The following is a 17,047-nucleotide window of genomic DNA, read 5'->3' on the forward strand; positions in this document are numbered from 1 at the left end:
GGCTGCAAAGGACAGTATGACATGATTAGACATCGATCTCGGTACCTGCACACTCATTCCCCAATACCACAACATCCTCTTTTGGCTCGATTAATTCCACATTTTCTACACCCTCTACAAATAGATTTGCTATTATCCATGATCTTGTAACATTCCATCCCAGTCTTCTATTTGCTTTAAACTTCTTAATGAACTGCTTCTTGATTTCCTCCTTCGATATTACAGGACTTATGCTCATTCTGCTGTGAATATCTATTTCCGTAATATTGCAACCAATTACTGTTATCGTATCTGTTAAAACCCTTATATCATCTCTAGTAACCTGCTTTTTTACAATTTCAAGTAGTTCTTCTGACACTATGCCAGTTTGTGTTGATAAGATTGAAATTTGTACTTTCCCTGGTATAGGTGATTCTACTAGTGCATCTTTTACTCTACTATCTGCTGACAGTGCATGATATTTGTAATATTCCTTACTTCCTCCTGTTGACCAACCTGCTATTTTTGCTTTTACCCTCTTTCTAAATCTTTCATCCTCTTCTTCTTTTTCTCTCTCTACTCCATAAAATTCAGCTAAGTTATCAAGATCTTCTCCCGTTGCAAATTTAAGTAAATTACCCTTTACAGCTTCGTTTATCCTTTGTCTGAGTAAAAGTTCTCGCCATGCTGCTACCTCCAGAACTTTCATTGCTGGATCCGATTCTACTAATCCTGAAAAGGTTTCATCTCTACGGACTAACTCCTCTTTCATTCTTGAAAATATTTCCTCGAAATTTGGCTTTTCTACAATATTTAGCTGCTGCATCTTTAAACTACAATTTCATCAAAATGAATGTTTTTCCCGCTTGGTAAGTATAATCCTTCTAGTTCAAGCGTTACTTTTCCTTCTTTCACCTCTGTCATTTTTACTTTTTCTAGCTTAAATCTTTCCTCCCACCTTTGTAGAGCTTCTGCTACTGCTGAATAGATTTCCAAAGTTAAATCTCTATTTATTGGCTTATCTACTAATTCAAATAGTCTTGACCCATAATCTCTCCTCATTATTCTACTGTTAATAGGAGTGGTCAGTATATCAATTATCGACTGCTTTAAGTGCTCTATTCCCTCTAATTCTCTCCCTGTTTTGGAGTCCATCCCTTTCATTTTTAGCCTGCAAACACGTTTTCACTGCCTTTTATTACTTTAAACCCACATGAAACTATATCTCCTACTCTTCCTACACCAAGACCATTTGCAAACACTGTTCTTGATCCTTGAATCATTACTTTTCCTTCACTAAAACTGTCTCCTTGTCTACATATTGACTTACCGTTTACAAAAACATTATTACTTCCGCTAATGCAGAAATGTGGTATAGCTTCTCCACAGTAGTCTCCTAACCTCACTATTCCTTTGTTCAATTTAAGTCGATCCTTTCTGCTTTCAGTTTGATTCCACTTTTTGTCATTTCTATCTCTGATTTTCCTACTTTGAAATTTAATTTATCCACTACAGAAATTTCAAGATTCTTGCTCTCTTTGTCATACAATAACTTTGTTCCATCTTGAAATACTAAACTGTTAATCATTTCACTATTCTCTGGAGCAGAATAATTTTGCTGATATATTCCAGCTAGTACTACTCCTAATGATAACTCTCCCAATGGTGACAATATTACTACCTGTTCATTTATGCTTGGTGGTAGCCAGCTTCTTTCCTCTCCTGCTCTAGAAGTTATCCATGGAAGAAAATCTGTTAAAAGTTCTCCTATCTTCACTCTTACTTTTGCTTTCTCATAATCTACTTCTTTTACAACTCCTATTCGTACAATGTTTGCTAACTTTCTTTGCAGCTCTGAAATAGCAAAATTACTCTCTAACATTTTCTTCTATTATAATCGTATGTGGCTTAATCCTATTTTCTGTCCATATCGATTTACCTAAATGAAGCTGATGACTCCAATCAACCATCCACACCAAATATGCATCTAATTCGGGTCTAAATCCGTCAATTTCTGCAGAGATAAATTCTCCTGGTGAAACATTTTTTATATTCCATGTATTTTTGTTTACAACTTTTGCCACCTCAGCAGCTAATGTTCTGACAATAATAGCTGCATTTTCTATTGTGCTATCAATCACAATTCGTGCTTCAAATCTTGCTTTCAGTGCTAATTCTTCTGTTCCTGGATCTTTTCCAGATTCTAAACTTACAAGCTCTACAAATAACGCTGGCGCTAATAATTCTTTCCTTATCGATGGATAAATTTCACAAGTTTGAATTGCTGGTATTTCTTTCTTCAGCGTAGTGCAGATTGCTTGATGTAAATCTTGCCAATTCATATAGGTGTAATGTAACTTAATTCGCGGTGGAAGAATTTTTCAAATACCTTTTCAACTTCATAATTAACAATATTATCCTTGAAGCCTCTGGTTTCAGTGACAATTTAACTTCCTTTATTGGCAATGCTGCCCTTCCTTCACGTTTAAACATACCGCTATTTCCTTTTGGCATAACTGCTGCAAATCCTCCTATAAACTCATGCTTTCCTACTTTCGATCCTCTTCTTGTTTTTTGTATTTTACCAATTGTTGATGCTCTAATGTCATAGAGATTTGCTCTAATTAACACTTCTAATCTGCTAGTTTTCGCCTTAAAAATTCTTAATCTCTTTCTTATCAAACTTAACTTTATCTTCTTTTCCTTACTGATTTCCTTAGCTGCTTGCGCTTTTAACCATAGTGCCGTTTTGTTTAATGCTCTCACTATTGCTAATTCTATTTTTTTTCTTTTAGCATTTACACTTTCTATTACCTCAACTTCTATATGCACAGACATTTTACACCCCAGACGCTTCGATTCGCCAGACCATTCCAGATTTATCTCTAAGTGGTAGTGTATGTATTTTGTATTTGCAATCACCTATAACAAAAATATCTCCTACAATTGGCCTCAGTATATCAAAAATGCTTACCTCAAGAAAAAGCATCTCTCCCACAAATTGTCCTTCACCAATCTCGTATAATTTATCTGGCTGTTGCTTTAATACCTGTACCATATATGACTTATCCTTTGATTTATACAAAGCCACTTCTCCTAAATGGGCAAAACAATCTTTAAATAATCTCTTAATATTCCCTTGCATTCTTCTATTTTATTCATTAAGTTTTCATCAGTACGCTATATGCTGATAGAATACTAACTGCCTTTTTGTTGCTCTATCAGTACTTTTATGTTGCAACGACCTTGACCAAAACTGCCGGGCGGTGGCACATTGGTAGAGGGTTCGACTGTGTATGCAAATCAGTCCCTCTATCAAATCTTCTTGGCTCTTGTTTTGCATATAGTGGCTGTCCTAGTGTATTTACTGTTTCATTAAAATCTGCTGGTGCAAAATATGTTGTAAATGTGCTCGCTGTTCCTACTGGAAAACAGTTTCCACTTTCTCTTTCTATAAACCTTCTTACGGTTCCTTCAGGATCAGTTGCTTGCCCTCTATATTCCTCAAACGTGATTCCACAAAACGTAAATCCTGATCTCATATCATTCCTTAGCGCTGCTCCTTCTTGCCATCTCTCGTATGCTTCTTTCACTTTACTATGCGAAGTTAGTGCATCAAAAAACTCAGGGCTTACCAAGGCATGAATTCCGGTCATATATTCACCACTTAGATTATCTTCTATATGCCGGAGTACTTCCATACACTTACGCTTTACATCAGTTGTTGCAGTTCCTAGTGCAAAATTTACTACTTTTGGTGTGATTTCAAATTCGTTGTACAGATTTAATAATTCTGACCCATCAGCATCTAAAATTATTCCTTTTAGCGCTCCCATTCGCAAATGCTCTAATGTTATTGCATGTTTGTTTCTCATTAGCTGCAAATGATCAGTTATTACATCTGCAAGCGCTTTAAGTTCACTCTCTGATCCAAATGCCCTTATTCCCTGTACTTCCTCTGGTAACACTACATCATCATGTGGAATATGTGGAATCGTAAATGTTCTTACCTTTCTTTTGCCGCGTTTTCCTACTGTTGCTGGTGCTCCGGGTAACTGCGTTGGTAGTAAACTTAATACTCCGTTTTGCTCTTCTATGGTAATATGTCTAAATCTTACTGACCTACTTGGAAACAAGTTTAAATTTTCAACACGTCCATAATTTATCGGCAATATATTCATCGCATTTGTTAGTGCCGTCATACTAAATGCTGTATTTGTAAATGGATTTTGCATTTTTTCTTTTCCCCCTTTTGTATTTTTAATAGTTTTTTTAAGCTCCCTTGCGGATAATGATCCCTCGTGCTTCAAGTTGCTTTATTGCTGCAGCTTTCTGCTCTTCAGTGATATTTACTGGCCATACAACTGCATGATCAGCAAGAAGAGCAATACGAGTAATTATTATTGCTTTAGTATCTCCATCTTTGCTATTTACATCGCTTGTTATTACACCTATCGCTGTTTGTGTGCCATCTGTTCCAGCGGGATTAAGCACCCTAATAAAACCATCGTCCGTCTTTTTGGCAACTACTGCACCAAGTTTGATATTTTGACCTTTTGCTACTGTTATCTGGTCTCTTGAATATAGACTTGATGCCTCATACTTTAATAAGTCACCTAGATTATTTTGTTCGGTTATACATGTCATATTTTCTTTTCTCCTTTTTTTCCTTTAGTTTTATCGCCATGTTTGTAGTTATTGTACGCGGCGGTTATAAAAAAACTTAAATACTTGATTGTGCTCTAGCTTTAGCTATCTGCATCATCAATTCTTCTCCTGAATTCTGTGGTATGCACTCAGTATCTCTGTCTTCTTCGTTCGCTCTGCAAGTAACTCCATTAACACTTCCCTGGCTTGCTCAACACTTACGCTTTGCTCAATAAATTCTCCTATCTTTTCCGGCATCTTTGATATATTACATAAACGTATTAATTCAAGAACTTCAGCACGATACTTGGTTAAATTATCAGTTTCTAGGTCATTTGTAGTTTGTTCATTCATAGTAATACTCCTGTTTTTATTAATAGATGAAAGAATTGTCATTCCGTCTGCAAGGCCTATTTCTACTGCTTTCTCCCCAAAATATAGCCCTGCTTCCGTTGATTTAATTGCTTCTATAGAAAGATTTCGATTCCGTGCTATTAGCTGCACAAACATCTCATATAAACGATCTATCTCCTCTCTCAAACTTTCTAAACCTTCAGAGTTAATAGGCTCATGCGGGTTTAAATCATTTTTACGCCTTCCTGCAAATATTGTGGTATATTTTATTCCACACTTTTCATCAAATCCACTTTGATCTATATGACTTGCTATTACTCCAATACTGCCAACACCAGAAGTGCGGGTGAGAAAAATCTTCTCAGCGCTAGAGGCTATAGCGTACGCAGCAGAATATGCATCATCATTTGCTAATGCCACAATTCTCTTTTTTGCCCTTGATTCATAAATAAAATCAGCCAGGTCAAATATACCGTTTACCTCTCCTCCTGGGCTGTCTATTTCCAGTATAATTGTCTCTATGCTACTATCTGCTAATGCTTGTGTAATTTGCTCTTCTATTTGCTCATATGATGTCATTCCCAGAAAGACGTCAAAAGCTCCTGGTTTTTTAGTCAGAATTCCATGAATTGGTATAATTGCAGTTCTTTCTACGTTACTTTTGATGGAGTGCTTTATGTTTTTAAACGTGGGATGTTTTTGATTGTTCAATGACAATAGCTCAAAACTTCTTGGCTCAAGCATTAATGGTTTTCCTAAGAGGATCATAACCCTTTGCAATCAGAGTCAAAAATTAAATTGAGACTATTTGCACGCTTTTGATCTTCTGCTATTTCTTGGTCAATTTCTTCTACATCATAACCCATTTCTGATACTACTTCCGATCGACTCTTAAATCCATTCCTTACTGCCATTTGCTGTGCTTGCTGGTCTTTCAGTGGATCCACCCAATCAAATCCCTGTGGTATCCATTTTACTTCTTCTTTCGCTGCTTTTACTACTTTTTCATCTATACTCAGTTCTCCACAAAGCACTGCTAACTCTAGCCATCTATTCCATACTGGTCTGCAAAACTGGAATACCATAATGTTGTGTTGCAGCATAGCGCATCGACGACGAAACTCTATTAATCCAGCTCTGATTGATGAATAATTAACGCCTGTTAAATCTCCTGTTAGTTGCTCGTATGTTATCCCTGTACCTATTGCTATTGCCCTTAGCTGCTGTCTCATGAATGCTTCATAACTTCCTCCAACATCTGATGGCTCTGAAAATTTTATATCTTCTCCTGGGTCTAAAAGCTGCATTGTTCCAGGTTCTAGGCCAGATAGTGCTACTCCTTGCTCATTACTTTCACCTTCTCCCATGATATTTGCTTCTGGATCGAGTCTCGTAATAAATCCCGCAAACATTGCTGCAGTTTTCTTTCTTACCAGCTCTGCATCATCGTATTGATCAAGCTCATAAAGCTTCAGCAGTATATTAGAAAGCCATGGCTCTCCTCTAACTTGCCCAGGTCTTAGTGGTCTGTAAATATGTAAAACATCATTTGCTGGCACTCTCACTGATTCGCCAAACGAACCTTCACCAGGGTGTTCTTTAAATAGGTAATATGCTTCTCTTTGCCCAAGCTTGTTAAACTCAATCCCGTTTCTTATTACATTACCATTTCCTAAAGTTTGATTTGTTTTATTATCTAAATGTTCAGACTCAAGTACTTGCAGTTGTAATGGTACAGAAAATCTATCTTCCAGATTTCTCGTTCTTAAACGTACAAAACATTCTCCTCCCTCTATCATACTTCTGCATACTAGAGCTTGTAATCCATAAAAATCACTTATTCCACAGCTATCTGCTTCATCTGTCCATTTTAGCCATAATTCTTGCACCTTCTTTCGAAATTCCGCATCTCTTGCTTTTGATTGTGGTTTTATTCCTGTTCCAATAGAGTTACTTACTATTGTATCAATAATATTTGCTGCATATGGATTTTTTCTCACCATATCACGTGATCTACTACGTAAAGTTTCAAGGCTTTGAGACAGCAAATTGTTTATACTTCCTAACTCTGGTTGAAAGTGAAAAAATCTTCTTCCTGAGCCTGCTGCATCCCAGGCAGAGCTTTTTATCTTTGGTTTGTTAAACAATTGCTTGAAGGTTTTTAGCAGCATTTATAAAATTCCTTTACTCGTTGAAAAAACAATTTTCCTCTTTGGCCTCATACCTGCAACTTTTAACCCCGCTTTTATTCGTTGCCTGAGCTCCAATAAATCCTTTATTTGAACTTCCCCGTACCGCACAACATGGTCACCATATGCAATTGAGACAACTCTTTCTCCGCTTTGCAGTTTTTGAATTGCTTTCTCAACTTGAGTTAAATATCCTTCACTGTACATTTTGATTACCAAGCCACTTACTCTGTCTTACTTTTTTAGGCTTTTTGCTTTCCATTTTTCCACTCAAACTATTCCATTTACTCTCTGGCCAACGATCGACTCCAAGCGCAATAGATGCTGCTCTCGCATAAATCCGGCAATCTAGTACTTCATTTCTTTCTCTTACCTTTTGCCACTCCTGTTTTGTGTATCCTTTTACTACCTTGCTGACTAATTGCTCTGCCGTTAGCTGCTTAAAATATTCAGGTGCATATTCGGGAAAATGACAATATCCTGCTGGAGCTTCTTCACCTTCTTTTAAAACATTAAGTAATTGAAAAAGCTCTGACTTTAATATCGATACTCCTACTGGCCAGAGCTTTATTCCTCTTTTTAGCTTTTGACCACCAACTGTTATATCAACTCTACTTGGGCTGCTAAGTGGTACTAGTGCTTTATTTACACCTTTGACTGCCATCACTCTTCCAGAGCCTTGATGACCTCTTACCCAATTATATACTTCCTGTGTTGCATACCCTGCATCTACTGCCATCATGCTTATCATGTATTCCAGCCCATTTTCACCAATAAAATGATGATTGAGGAGCTCAGAGAGTTTTCCCCATACTTCTTCTCTTCCAGTATCTCCTTCAAATACTCGGTAGTCTATTGACCAATTTTCTCTGCCTTTTCCCCAGGCTACAACTTCTACTTCTAAACGATCTTTTTGTACATCTACTCCTGCTGTCAAAACCACTTCTCTCCTTGGTACTGTGCCTACGGGAAAAAATTCTCTTCTGTTAAATAACTGCTTCCAGTCTGGTACTTCTCCTTTGTCTACCCAAGTTTCTCCTAGCGTGGTATTTATCCAAACTTTTAGTAATTGTTCACTTTCTTTTGCATGGAGAAAGTCCTCTACTGCTTGTTGCCAACTATACCAGCCAACTGGACTATAAAGACTTGAAAGATGAAATCCTTTTTTCTCACCTTTTACTCTATTAGTAGGTCTCCATTCTCCACGGTCTAGCATCTCTGTCTTTTGATGATTTTCTATTTTGCCGCTACATTCAGTGCAGACATAATGTGCTGTTCTTGAGTCGTTATTTTCCCATTTTATTTGTGACCATTTTAGAACTTGATAGTAATTACAATGCGGACATGGTACAAAAAAATATCTCTTATCTGTTGCTTCAAATTCTTTCTCAATTCTGCTTATTCCATGAATCGTTGGTGTTGATACTAAAAAAATCTTTCGACGTGCAAATGTATTAGTTCGAGCAATACTGAGCAGTACTGGATCACCTTCTCCTCCTGAATCTCCTGGATACGCATCAATCTCATCAAGAAAGAGATATTTTACTGGCATAGAACGAAGTCCTACACTGCTATTTGCTCCAGTTATTACTACTATTCCACCTGGAAATTCCTTACTTTGTACAGTATTCCCTGAATCTCTTGATCTTGGGTCTTTTACTTTACTTTTTAAACATGGTGTACTCTCTATTAACGGTGCAAATCTTCCTTTTGACCAACGCTTTCCCATTTCAATTGTTGGCTGTACTACTAGCATTGGACCTGGTGTTTGATCTATAATATAGCCTATCCAATTATTTCCTGCTTCTGTTCCCCCAATCTGCGCTCCTTTCATAAATACTACTTTTTCAGCAGGTGAAGATGGTGATAGTGAATCCATTATTTCTTTTAAATAAGGAGTTCTCTCTGTTCTCCATTTCCCTGGCTCTGATGCTGCAGTTGGCGCTAAAACTCGATACTCATTTGCCCACTCTGATACTTTAAGCTGGGGATCTGGTTTTAAACCTTCAGAAAAAGCTCTAGCGTATATCATTGTCTGCATCTACTCATAATTGGTTCTATCTCAATATCATTAACAATAGAACTACACTCCTCCAGCTCCATAAACATCTTTTTCTGAAATTCGTTTTCTATATATCTTTTGCTCATCTCACTTATCATTAGTGCTATAATAAGCGCAAATACCCCTGTTATTGTTGCAAAAATGATTGCACTGCTTATTGTTGTTGTTATTAACCCTATATATATTGCTACTGCTATTGCGCTGACTGTAATACAGATGCAGATAATATTATTATGTTTTTTCATCCTTTTATCTGCTATTTCTCTCTGTGCTGTATATTTATTATGAAGGGTTGGAAAATTAACAACGGTATCTTTGCAGAGCAATGCCCCATTTTTTTCAGTAAACAAAACTTTAAATAACTCTAAATTGTTTGATTTGATTGCTAAATGTAAAACAGGTGTATAATTTGCTCCTTTTTTCAGCAATAACTTTACTACATGTAAATGCCCTTTTTCTGCAGCAAGGTAAATCGGTGATAGACTTTTATTGTTTGAAATATCAATATCAATTTCTTCTTTTAAGATAGACTCTACAAGCTCAACTTCTCCTTTTTGTGCGGCTAAATGCAATAGACTATTCTTTTCAGAACCGTATTTATTACTCATCAAAGCCTTCTTTATCTCAGGTTTAGCGTAATCAAATGGTGTCTTGCCGCTATCATCTTTTACCAGAGGGTCTATATCTTCTCGCGTTAGTAAAACTTCTATTGTTTTAAGTCTTTCAGCGTAATGTAGTGATGTTTTACTTTCGTAGTCTTGCAAATTGACTTGAGCATTAGGCTCTTTTATTAAGCATTTGAGGATATCAAGACATAAGTCTCTTTCATCGTAATTAGTGTTACTTACAGCTATATGAACAGGTGACAATTTCATTGAATTTTGTCCCATACGTGCACTATTTACATCTGCTCCAAGCTTTAGCAGTAACTTTACTATCTCCAACTTCTTGTTATTAACTGCATAGTGCATTGGTGTCTGATTTCGTGCATCAAAGACATCTATTTCAGCATTTCCTTCTTTTACTAAAATTTTGACAACATTTCCATGTCCTATCCCTGCTGCTAGATGTAATGGCGTATGATGCAAAGCATTTCGTACATTAACGTCAATACCTTTTCTGATCAAATATCTAACTGCATTAATTTCACCTATCATTGCAGCTAAATGAAGTAGGCTATCCTCTTCAGATCCGTATTTATTATTAATTAGCGCTTGTAATATTTCTGCTTTTTTCCCTTCTTTGGCGTAATCAAGAGATGTTTTACCATCATTATCTTCTACAAAAGGATTGATACTCTTTTTCGTAAGCAGCAGATCCACCATGCTCAACTCGTCAAACTCTATAGCGCAATGTAGTGGGGTTTTTCCGTTTAACCCTCTAACATTAACATCTAATCCAGGTTGATTGATGAGACACTTTATTAACTCTAAACTTAAGTTATCAGCCATTTTATATTCAAAATCTTCTTTATATTTGAAATTTAGTGTTAGATAATTCTTGGAGTGAGTTTGTAATCTCTTCAGTTAGCGCCTGATGAATCTTTTCAGTGTCACTCAGTGATGCAAGTAGCGCTGAAACTCTATTTGGAATATTAAGCAAATTATTACGAACAACTCTTGCTATGTTAAATGCATCGCGCTTTACTTCTTCTACTGCTACAAGTTCTCCTATCTCAGCCTTAGCTTTCGCCTCAAGAAGTTTACCACGCTCCATTTCATTTTTTATTCTAGTTTTGAGCAACATCGTGGAAAGGTTACTTGTATTTTCGTTTTCTGGATTTTTCCTCCTCAGTGGCTGACTTGGATCTCTTATTGCTGCTACTGCTTCATTTGCTTGTTCTCTATTGATCAAACCATCCTCCAATTCAACTATTCCTTTCTTTACTAAATAACAGACATATTGCTTTGAAAATCCTTGTTCTTTTGCCCATTCCGTTTGTGTTATTTTTTCCACTTTCTTCTCTCTATTTTTGCCTATTTTTTAGGAGTTTTCTTCTTGAATCTCTGAAAAGGTTTTGCCAGTACCGGCTAAAATGGCATCTCTTCCCGTGTATACTTGCCAACGTTTTATCGTTACATCTACAAATTTTGAATCTAGCTCTATTGTCCTACAAATTCTTCCTGTTCTCTCACATGCAATCAGTGTACTTCCAGAGCCGCTAAATGGATCAAGTACTATGTCTCCTGATCTGCTGCTGTTTACTATTGCTCTCTCCATTAACTCTACTGGCTTCATCGTTGGATGTAGTGTATTGTGCGTTGGCTTATCATAAAACCACAGATCACTTTGATTTCTTTCTCCATGCCACTCACGTTTATTGCCGCTTTTCCATCCATAGAGCATTGCTTCGTATTGTCTTTGATAATCTGATCTTCCTAGCGTAAAGTGATTCTTTGCCCAAATGATAAATGTTGACCATTTCCTTCCTGCCTCCTCAAATGCTTTTTGCAACGTTGAAAACTCTGATGATGATATGCAGATGTAAATTGCACCTTTCGTATATGCTAAAACATGAGTACAAATGTCATACAGAAAAAGTTCGTATTTTTCACCTTGATTGTCGTTTAATATCTTTTTGTCTTGGCTACTACCATAATCAACATTATACGGAGGATCACAAACAGTAATGTCTGCCATTTTATCGTCTAATACTGCTTTATATGATTCAACTACAGAGCTATCACCACAATAGATTCGATGATCACCTAAAATCCATAGATCACCTGGTTTTGTTACTTTTTTGTCATCAATAGCTAAGTCAGAAAGATCTTCTTTTTCACCATCAAAATCATCGAGAAACCGTTGAACTTTTTCCAATTCAAATCCAGTCATTTTAAGGTCAAACTGCAAATCTTCTAATTCTTGAATTTCCACCTTCAAAAGATCATCGTCCCACTTTGCCCAGTTAGCTGATTGATTTGCCAGTAACCGAAAAGCTTTAGTTTGTGGTTCATTTAAATTATCACTTAAAACCACAGGAATACTTTCTATACCAAGTTTTCTTGCTGCTTTAAGTCTTAAATGACCATCAACCACAGTACCATCACTTTTTGCAACTATTGGAACACGAAAGCCGAATTCCCGAATAGAAGCACACATTCTGTTTACTACGTCATCATTTTTACGTGGATTACGCTCATATTCGACGAGGTTTTCAACAGGATAGTAGTGGATTGCTAAATTCATATAATTTAAATTCTTGATAGTTAAAAAGTTAATATTCAAAATATCTCTGACGCTAAAGAAGGCCTAGGGTCAGCACCACCAAACCCGCCAGTATGGCCGAAAGGACCCACTTTTTATGGATTTCTCAGCTTATTAATATCTTTACCAAAGTCCATAACATAGAACATCAAAGCTAAAGCATCTGCTTGATTATCATCTCTAGGTGAAAAACTTTTTTCACGTATCGCTTCAATAACTTCACTCTTACTTGCATTGCCTTTGCCTGTGATAAAGCGTTTTATAGTTTTAACATTAACACCTCGGTAGGGAATATTGTTCTCCTCACACCAAGCAGAGAGAACGGCAAGAAAACCACCATAGCAATGCGCTGCATCAGTTCCTAGATGTCTTCTTACTTCCTCAAAATACACTGCAGAAATGTCTTTCAAAGAATTAAGCCAATTACGAAAGTTTAAGAAGCACATTCCGCCTCCACTGAAACGGCTACCATGAAAACTTTTGCTTCCACTTTCAATTACTCCATTGGTTAGAATTGCCCAGCCTGTTTGTTTGCCGAGATCTAGTGTTAGGGTTGACATTTGTTATAATTTAAAACTATAAGTAGCACTGATTCCAAAATATCGTCTGGTTTCTGCAAAATACACTAGAAATTCATAGGTTTTTGTAGGCCAACAACGGAAATTAGAGAATTATGTGCTACTGCAGAAAGTTGTTTTCTTATTATATATATTCACCAAAATTACGAAAACTGTTCACTTTTTTTTTGCAAAGGATAAAAATCGTGTTAGACTTAAACGGAGATTTGTTCTGCAGTAGTAAGATTACCGACAATGCCATTTAATTAAATTTTAAAGGGTACTACGTACGTTCTTTGGTGAATTGCTATTGTTAATCTATAAAACCACATCTAGCTTTAAAACGAAGTTTTTACCTTATCTAAAAAAATACAAATCTACTCAATGTTTGTTTGTCGAGTTTCGGATTGACACTTAAAGTTTTTGTATTTGAAGCGCATCCACAAACTGCATCAATGCCCTTCTATAATATATATATATACCGGATTTCTTACTACTTTTTCCGGGATTTTCTCAAAAAAAGTTAAAATAATTTTAATGCAGCTCAGAAATTACATGAGTTTTTGGTAAAAGCATACAAAACAAACTATCTAAATTATCAATAACGCTATAATAGCCTTCTAAAACGTTTTAAATCATAAAATTCAGAGATTTCTCATAGTGAGAACTTTAATCTTTAATCCTCTTTAAAAAGTTATCTGAAGAAACGACTTTCACACCTCTAGCTCTTTCAAATGCCTCTCTTGCTGTGCCTGCGTTCTTACCTCCTTCCTTTGCCGCCTCTAAATTTTTATTATAACCCTGCGCATCTTTATCCTTTATCTCATCAATTGTAGCCTGTTCTCCTAGCATATTGAAAATTAGCTCAATCGGCGTCATATGATCTCTTAAAGGCTGTTTCTTCAAGCCTTTTATTTCCTTATGATGCTTTGTTTTTACTCCAAATGTTCCCTCAGAAATTACGTCTGTCAATATTGCGTATTCCCTACCTTCAATATACTTGTTATTGTGGTCAGATATATTTCTATTACCCCATTCTTTTGTTAGTTGATTTCTGACAGCTATTGATTCTATTCTCTTTTGTATCCATTCTTGAGGGTACCCTTTTGCAGCATAATCGGCATAGATTCGTTTGAGTGCAAGTTCAGGGTTTTCATATTCTTGTAGTCTTTCATACCCAACTTTTGCAAGCCAACGTTTAAATTGCTCAACTCTTTTGGAAGGAATAGACTGCAAAATACGAAACAACCCCTCAACATTTGTACAATTAACATTCTGTTTACCACCTTTTGTTTTAATTTCAAGGGGGGTGACAAATTGTCCCCATCCTTCAGAAAGCCCTATATCTCTGCTTTTTATCTTTTTTAGATAGTCAGATGGGTTCTTACTACCTGTCAGAAAAGCTATTACTTCTGTTATTACATACCACCACTCTCCATCATGTAGTACTCTAGTAAAACTGCTATTATCAAAAGCAGTAGTTTCAATATCTCCTTCTTTTAAAGTTAAAGTATCAGTCATAAGCAACCTCTATAAGTTAAGAATAAACGTAAAAACTAAAAAGACATTATTTTTAAGTCAGAAAAAACATTACTTACAATTCAATAATTTTCCAAAATCAATTATGTGTGAAAAGTAACCACTATCTATAACATCATCACTTACATCATTAACGTGGATAAGGACTGGACGACATGAAAAGCCTTTTGGACGATTTAGTGCATCTATTTTCTTTTGTACCTCTTGTATTATTGAATGACCAATTTTATCTTTTGAAAATTTGATTTCGCAAATGTAGAGAGTGTTAAACTTCGTTTGAATCATATAATCAATTTGACAACCTGCACTATTACGCGTTCTCTTCTGAAAAAATGGATTCTCGCTTATTATTCCATCAACTCCCAAGATATTATGTATATTCTTTCTATTGTTCAGCACCAAATTTTCAAATTGAAGCCCAATAATTGTATACCACTCTGGTAAGAACCCTATAGAATAGGTGTCACGACCAATTTTTCCTAGATCTTTTTCGATATATTTTAGATAAAACCTTAAATAATTATCTTGAAGTCTGTACCTCCTGAGTCGTGAATCAGTACCCGTTTTTATACTCCAAGTATGATCCTTTGCAATAAAACCAGCAAGCTCAAGTTCATATAGATACTCAGAAATGCGTCCATGTCTTACGATATTTAAAGTAGCACAAATTTCTTCTTGTTCTTTAGCTCCAGTAGAAAGAGCTCTGACTATTTGCTTATAAAAAGCAGTTTTTCGCATGAATAAATCTGAGAATATTTGATTAAATTCTTCAACTAAAAACCCACCTTTTGTAAAACAAAGCCTTTTAATATTTTCTTCAGCGCTATGTTTAAAATTTACCTCCTCTAAATACTTTGGAATTCCGCCAGTTACTGCAAGCACCTTAAACTTTTCATATGCTGAAATATTTTTTGGCCAAAATTCGTTGCAATCAGAAAGTGATAATTCTCCGAGTGTTAAAGTTAACGATATTCTCCCTACGAAACCAGTGCTGCTAAGTATATTTTTCTCGATCCAGGATGAAGCTGATCCACAAACAACAAAAATTAGCTTGTTATTATTTTTTAGCTGCGTATCCCAAAAATTTTTTATTTTGCCTAAAAAGGTTGGATCTTTTGAGCCCATCCAAGAAATTTCATCAAACAGCAATAATGTTTTTCCTGATAGTAGACGTTCACCAACTGCCCATAGTAAATCGCTCCAGTCATCATACCTAGCAAAAGATGTATTAAATTGTCTAGCAACTTGTCTAGAAAATTCATTAAGTTGGTAGGACGTTGTAGTATGCCTTTCTGGTGGCAAACCTATAAAGGAGTAATATTGTTCAAAATACTTACCAAACTCTTGAATTAAACGACTTTTTCCTATACGACGCCTTCCTTTGACTACTACAAAAGATGCAGTATTTTTTTCTGTAAGCTCCAGTAGTTGTTTTAACTCAGTTTGCCTACCAATAAATGATGGAGACATAAAATACGAAATATAAATCTTTGTCTCCGTTATACTAGATAAAATTGGAGACGTAAATAAATAAATTTAGATCTTTGTCTCCATTTTAAGCAGTTTACGAGCTCAGTAGCTTATGTTTATGGCAAAACTTTTTTCCTTTAGCTTCATCTACAAATTATTTATAGAGATTACCTAAAGACTCAACTTAAGAATTTTAGATAAAAGTCGTTATATCTCAATAAGACCTCCAAAATAACCAGCTCTTGTTTCACCTAAATTACAAAAACTGTTCACTTTTTTGAAAAAATATTTTACAAGGAATAAAAAACGTGATAAAGTAAGATGAGGGTTTTTTGTAACAAGTAAAACTTTAAAGCAAGGGATAACTTAGAAATGCCTTGTAATCAAGTTTTAAGCCACTCTATATGAGTAACTTAGATCTTGATTGTACAATTGTACCCTGGAGTCATAGAATCTTTTTGAAACGCTATTATTAGCTATTTTGTCTTTTGTAAGCATTTATCTTTCATCTTTTTTTCAGGTTATCCAAAATGCAATAGTAGGTTTTTCATATTTTTGTCTATTGAGATTTTGTAGTAAGCTAAAAGCTAAAGGTAGTATGTGTTAATTCATACTACTTAATATTATTATTTATAATAATAGGAGTTATTTTGAAAACTGAAAATCGGACAAAATCCTCTATATTTCTAGCCTTTTATCTATTTTTTCAGTCTACGATTTCACAGTCTGACGATTTCTTAAACTATTGAAAATCTAGTACTTTTTAATTAGTAACAAATTCTGACTTCGTAGACTGAGCACATTCTGACAAAAACTGGCCAAGACTGAAAACTGCAATGTTTAAGTAATAAAGAATTTTAATGAAAAAGTTCTAGATATCTAAAATTTGATCGTTATAAACCCAAATATTTGGATTTTCTTCTGGAACAACATCCTCACATTCCGGTGATTTGTAATCAGTAGGTAAAATCTTTTCATAGACTATAACATTCTTGTTTAGTTGATTATCAAACTTTGTTACTCTTTTTTCCATACCTTCAACA

At 35.5% G+C, this 17,047-nt stretch carries 17 protein-coding genes and 2 pseudogenes; all 19 read right to left on the reverse strand.

Going from position 1 to position 17,047, the window contains the following annotated elements; all coding sequences use genetic code 11:
• Positions 1–25: 25 nt before the first annotated feature.
• On the reverse strand, positions 26–805 hold the full coding sequence (locus tag wVul_RS05480; RefSeq protein ID WP_047759501.1) for a baseplate assembly protein: 780 nt from the start codon (positions 803–805) through the stop codon (positions 26–28).
• 2 nt (positions 806–807) lie between these two features.
• On the reverse strand, positions 808–1,143 hold the full coding sequence (locus wVul_RS05485; protein WP_047759502.1) for a GPW/gp25 family protein: 336 nt from the start codon (positions 1,141–1,143) through the stop codon (positions 808–810).
• A 2-nt stretch (positions 1,144–1,145) separates the two neighbouring features.
• On the reverse strand, positions 1,146–1,400 hold the full coding sequence (locus tag wVul_RS05490; protein WP_047759503.1) for a PAAR domain-containing protein: 255 nt from the start codon (positions 1,398–1,400) through the stop codon (positions 1,146–1,148).
• Positions 1,397–1,861, reverse strand: coding sequence for a phage baseplate assembly protein V (locus tag wVul_RS05495; protein WP_047759504.1), 465 nt, complete (start codon positions 1,859–1,861; stop codon positions 1,397–1,399). The genes wVul_RS05490 and wVul_RS05495 overlap by 4 nt, the downstream gene beginning before the upstream one ends.
• Entirely contained in the window at positions 1,848–2,321 is a 474-nt protein-coding gene (locus wVul_RS05500) for a hypothetical protein (RefSeq protein ID WP_047759505.1), read from the reverse strand. The genes wVul_RS05495 and wVul_RS05500 overlap by 14 nt, the downstream gene beginning before the upstream one ends.
• Positions 2,318–2,817, reverse strand: a pseudogene (locus wVul_RS05505) (phage tail protein). Before wVul_RS05505 ends, wVul_RS05500 begins: the two are co-directional and overlap by 4 nt.
• Before the next feature lies 1 nt (position 2,818).
• Positions 2,819–3,124, reverse strand: coding sequence for a head-tail joining protein (locus tag wVul_RS05510; RefSeq protein WP_019236419.1), 306 nt, complete (start codon positions 3,122–3,124; stop codon positions 2,819–2,821).
• A gap of 85 nt (positions 3,125–3,209) precedes the next feature.
• Positions 3,210–4,214, reverse strand: a complete 1,005-nt coding sequence (locus wVul_RS05515) for a major capsid protein (RefSeq protein WP_047759516.1) — start codon at positions 4,212–4,214, stop codon at positions 3,210–3,212.
• A 37-nt stretch (positions 4,215–4,251) separates the two neighbouring features.
• Positions 4,252–4,626, reverse strand: coding sequence for a head decoration protein (locus tag wVul_RS05520; protein ID WP_047759506.1), 375 nt, complete (start codon positions 4,624–4,626; stop codon positions 4,252–4,254).
• A 76-nt stretch (positions 4,627–4,702) separates the two neighbouring features.
• A pseudogene (locus tag wVul_RS05525) lies at positions 4,703–5,748 on the reverse strand (S49 family peptidase).
• Positions 5,745–7,151, reverse strand: coding sequence for a phage portal protein (locus wVul_RS05530; protein WP_047759507.1), 1,407 nt, complete (start codon positions 7,149–7,151; stop codon positions 5,745–5,747). The pseudogene wVul_RS05525 and the gene wVul_RS05530 overlap by 4 nt, the downstream one beginning before the upstream one ends.
• The gene (locus tag wVul_RS05535; protein WP_047759508.1) at positions 7,152–7,376 is read right to left on the reverse strand and encodes a gpW family head-tail joining protein; all 225 of its coding nucleotides are present in this window, start codon (positions 7,374–7,376) and stop codon (positions 7,152–7,154) included. It lies immediately after the preceding gene.
• A complete protein-coding gene (locus wVul_RS05540; protein WP_047759509.1) occupies positions 7,366–9,201 on the reverse strand; it encodes a phage terminase large subunit family protein in 1,836 nt (611 codons plus the stop codon). The genes wVul_RS05535 and wVul_RS05540 overlap by 11 nt, the downstream gene beginning before the upstream one ends.
• Positions 9,198–10,682: an ankyrin repeat domain-containing protein gene (locus wVul_RS05545; RefSeq protein WP_047759510.1), complete on the reverse strand. Its 1,485-nt coding sequence runs from the start codon at positions 10,680–10,682 to the stop codon at positions 9,198–9,200. The genes wVul_RS05540 and wVul_RS05545 overlap by 4 nt, the downstream gene beginning before the upstream one ends.
• 19 nt (positions 10,683–10,701) lie before the next feature.
• Positions 10,702–11,187, reverse strand: a complete 486-nt coding sequence (locus tag wVul_RS05550; protein WP_047759511.1) for a hypothetical protein — start codon at positions 11,185–11,187, stop codon at positions 10,702–10,704.
• 27 nt (positions 11,188–11,214) lie between these two features.
• Positions 11,215–12,420: a DNA modification methylase gene (locus wVul_RS05555; protein ID WP_047759512.1), complete on the reverse strand. Its 1,206-nt coding sequence runs from the start codon at positions 12,418–12,420 to the stop codon at positions 11,215–11,217.
• Positions 12,421–12,533: 113 nt separating this feature from the next.
• Positions 12,534–12,998: a crossover junction endodeoxyribonuclease RuvC gene (locus tag wVul_RS05560; protein WP_047759513.1), complete on the reverse strand. Its 465-nt coding sequence runs from the start codon at positions 12,996–12,998 to the stop codon at positions 12,534–12,536.
• Between the two features lie 666 nt (positions 12,999–13,664).
• Positions 13,665–14,516, reverse strand: coding sequence for a BRO family protein (locus wVul_RS05565; RefSeq protein WP_047759514.1), 852 nt, complete (start codon positions 14,514–14,516; stop codon positions 13,665–13,667).
• A 69-nt stretch (positions 14,517–14,585) separates the two neighbouring features.
• Positions 14,586–16,004: an AAA family ATPase gene (locus wVul_RS05570; RefSeq protein ID WP_047759515.1), complete on the reverse strand. Its 1,419-nt coding sequence runs from the start codon at positions 16,002–16,004 to the stop codon at positions 14,586–14,588.
• Positions 16,005–17,047: the final 1,043 nt, after the last annotated feature.

Source organism: Wolbachia endosymbiont of Armadillidium vulgare str. wVulC, from assembly GCF_001027565.1.
GTDB lineage: Bacteria > Pseudomonadota > Alphaproteobacteria > Rickettsiales > Anaplasmataceae > Wolbachia.

Bases quoted from the DNA above. Each gene is read 5' to 3' on its own strand.
- wVul_RS05480 (WP_047759501.1), bottom strand. From the start codon at position 805: ATGCAGCAGCTAAATATTGTAGAAAAGCCAAATTTCGAGGAAATATTT.
- wVul_RS05485 (WP_047759502.1), bottom strand. From the start codon at position 1,143: ATGAAAGGGATGGACTCCAAAACAGGGAGAGAATTAGAGGGAATAGAG.
- wVul_RS05495 (WP_047759504.1), bottom strand. From the start codon at position 1,861: ATGTTAGAGAGTAATTTTGCTATTTCAGAGCTGCAAAGAAAGTTAGCA.
- wVul_RS05500 (WP_047759505.1), bottom strand. From the start codon at position 2,321: ATGAATTGGCAAGATTTACATCAAGCAATCTGCACTACGCTGAAGAAA.
- wVul_RS05510 (WP_019236419.1), bottom strand. From the start codon at position 3,124: ATGCAAGGGAATATTAAGAGATTATTTAAAGATTGTTTTGCCCATTTA.
- wVul_RS05515 (WP_047759516.1), bottom strand. From the start codon at position 4,214: ATGCAAAATCCATTTACAAATACAGCATTTAGTATGACGGCACTAACA.
- wVul_RS05520 (WP_047759506.1), bottom strand. From the start codon at position 4,626: ATGACATGTATAACCGAACAAAATAATCTAGGTGACTTATTAAAGTAT.
- wVul_RS05530 (WP_047759507.1), bottom strand. From the start codon at position 7,151: ATGCTGCTAAAAACCTTCAAGCAATTGTTTAACAAACCAAAGATAAAA.
- wVul_RS05535 (WP_047759508.1), bottom strand. From the start codon at position 7,376: ATGTACAGTGAAGGATATTTAACTCAAGTTGAGAAAGCAATTCAAAAA.
- wVul_RS05540 (WP_047759509.1), bottom strand. From the start codon at position 9,201: ATGATATACGCTAGAGCTTTTTCTGAAGGTTTAAAACCAGATCCCCAG.
- wVul_RS05545 (WP_047759510.1), bottom strand. From the start codon at position 10,682: ATGGCTGATAACTTAAGTTTAGAGTTAATAAAGTGTCTCATCAATCAA.
- wVul_RS05555 (WP_047759512.1), bottom strand. From the start codon at position 12,420: ATGAATTTAGCAATCCACTACTATCCTGTTGAAAACCTCGTCGAATAT.
- wVul_RS05560 (WP_047759513.1), bottom strand. From the start codon at position 12,998: ATGTCAACCCTAACACTAGATCTCGGCAAACAAACAGGCTGGGCAATT.
- wVul_RS05565 (WP_047759514.1), bottom strand. From the start codon at position 14,516: ATGACTGATACTTTAACTTTAAAAGAAGGAGATATTGAAACTACTGCT.
- wVul_RS05570 (WP_047759515.1), bottom strand. From the start codon at position 16,004: ATGTCTCCATCATTTATTGGTAGGCAAACTGAGTTAAAACAACTACTG.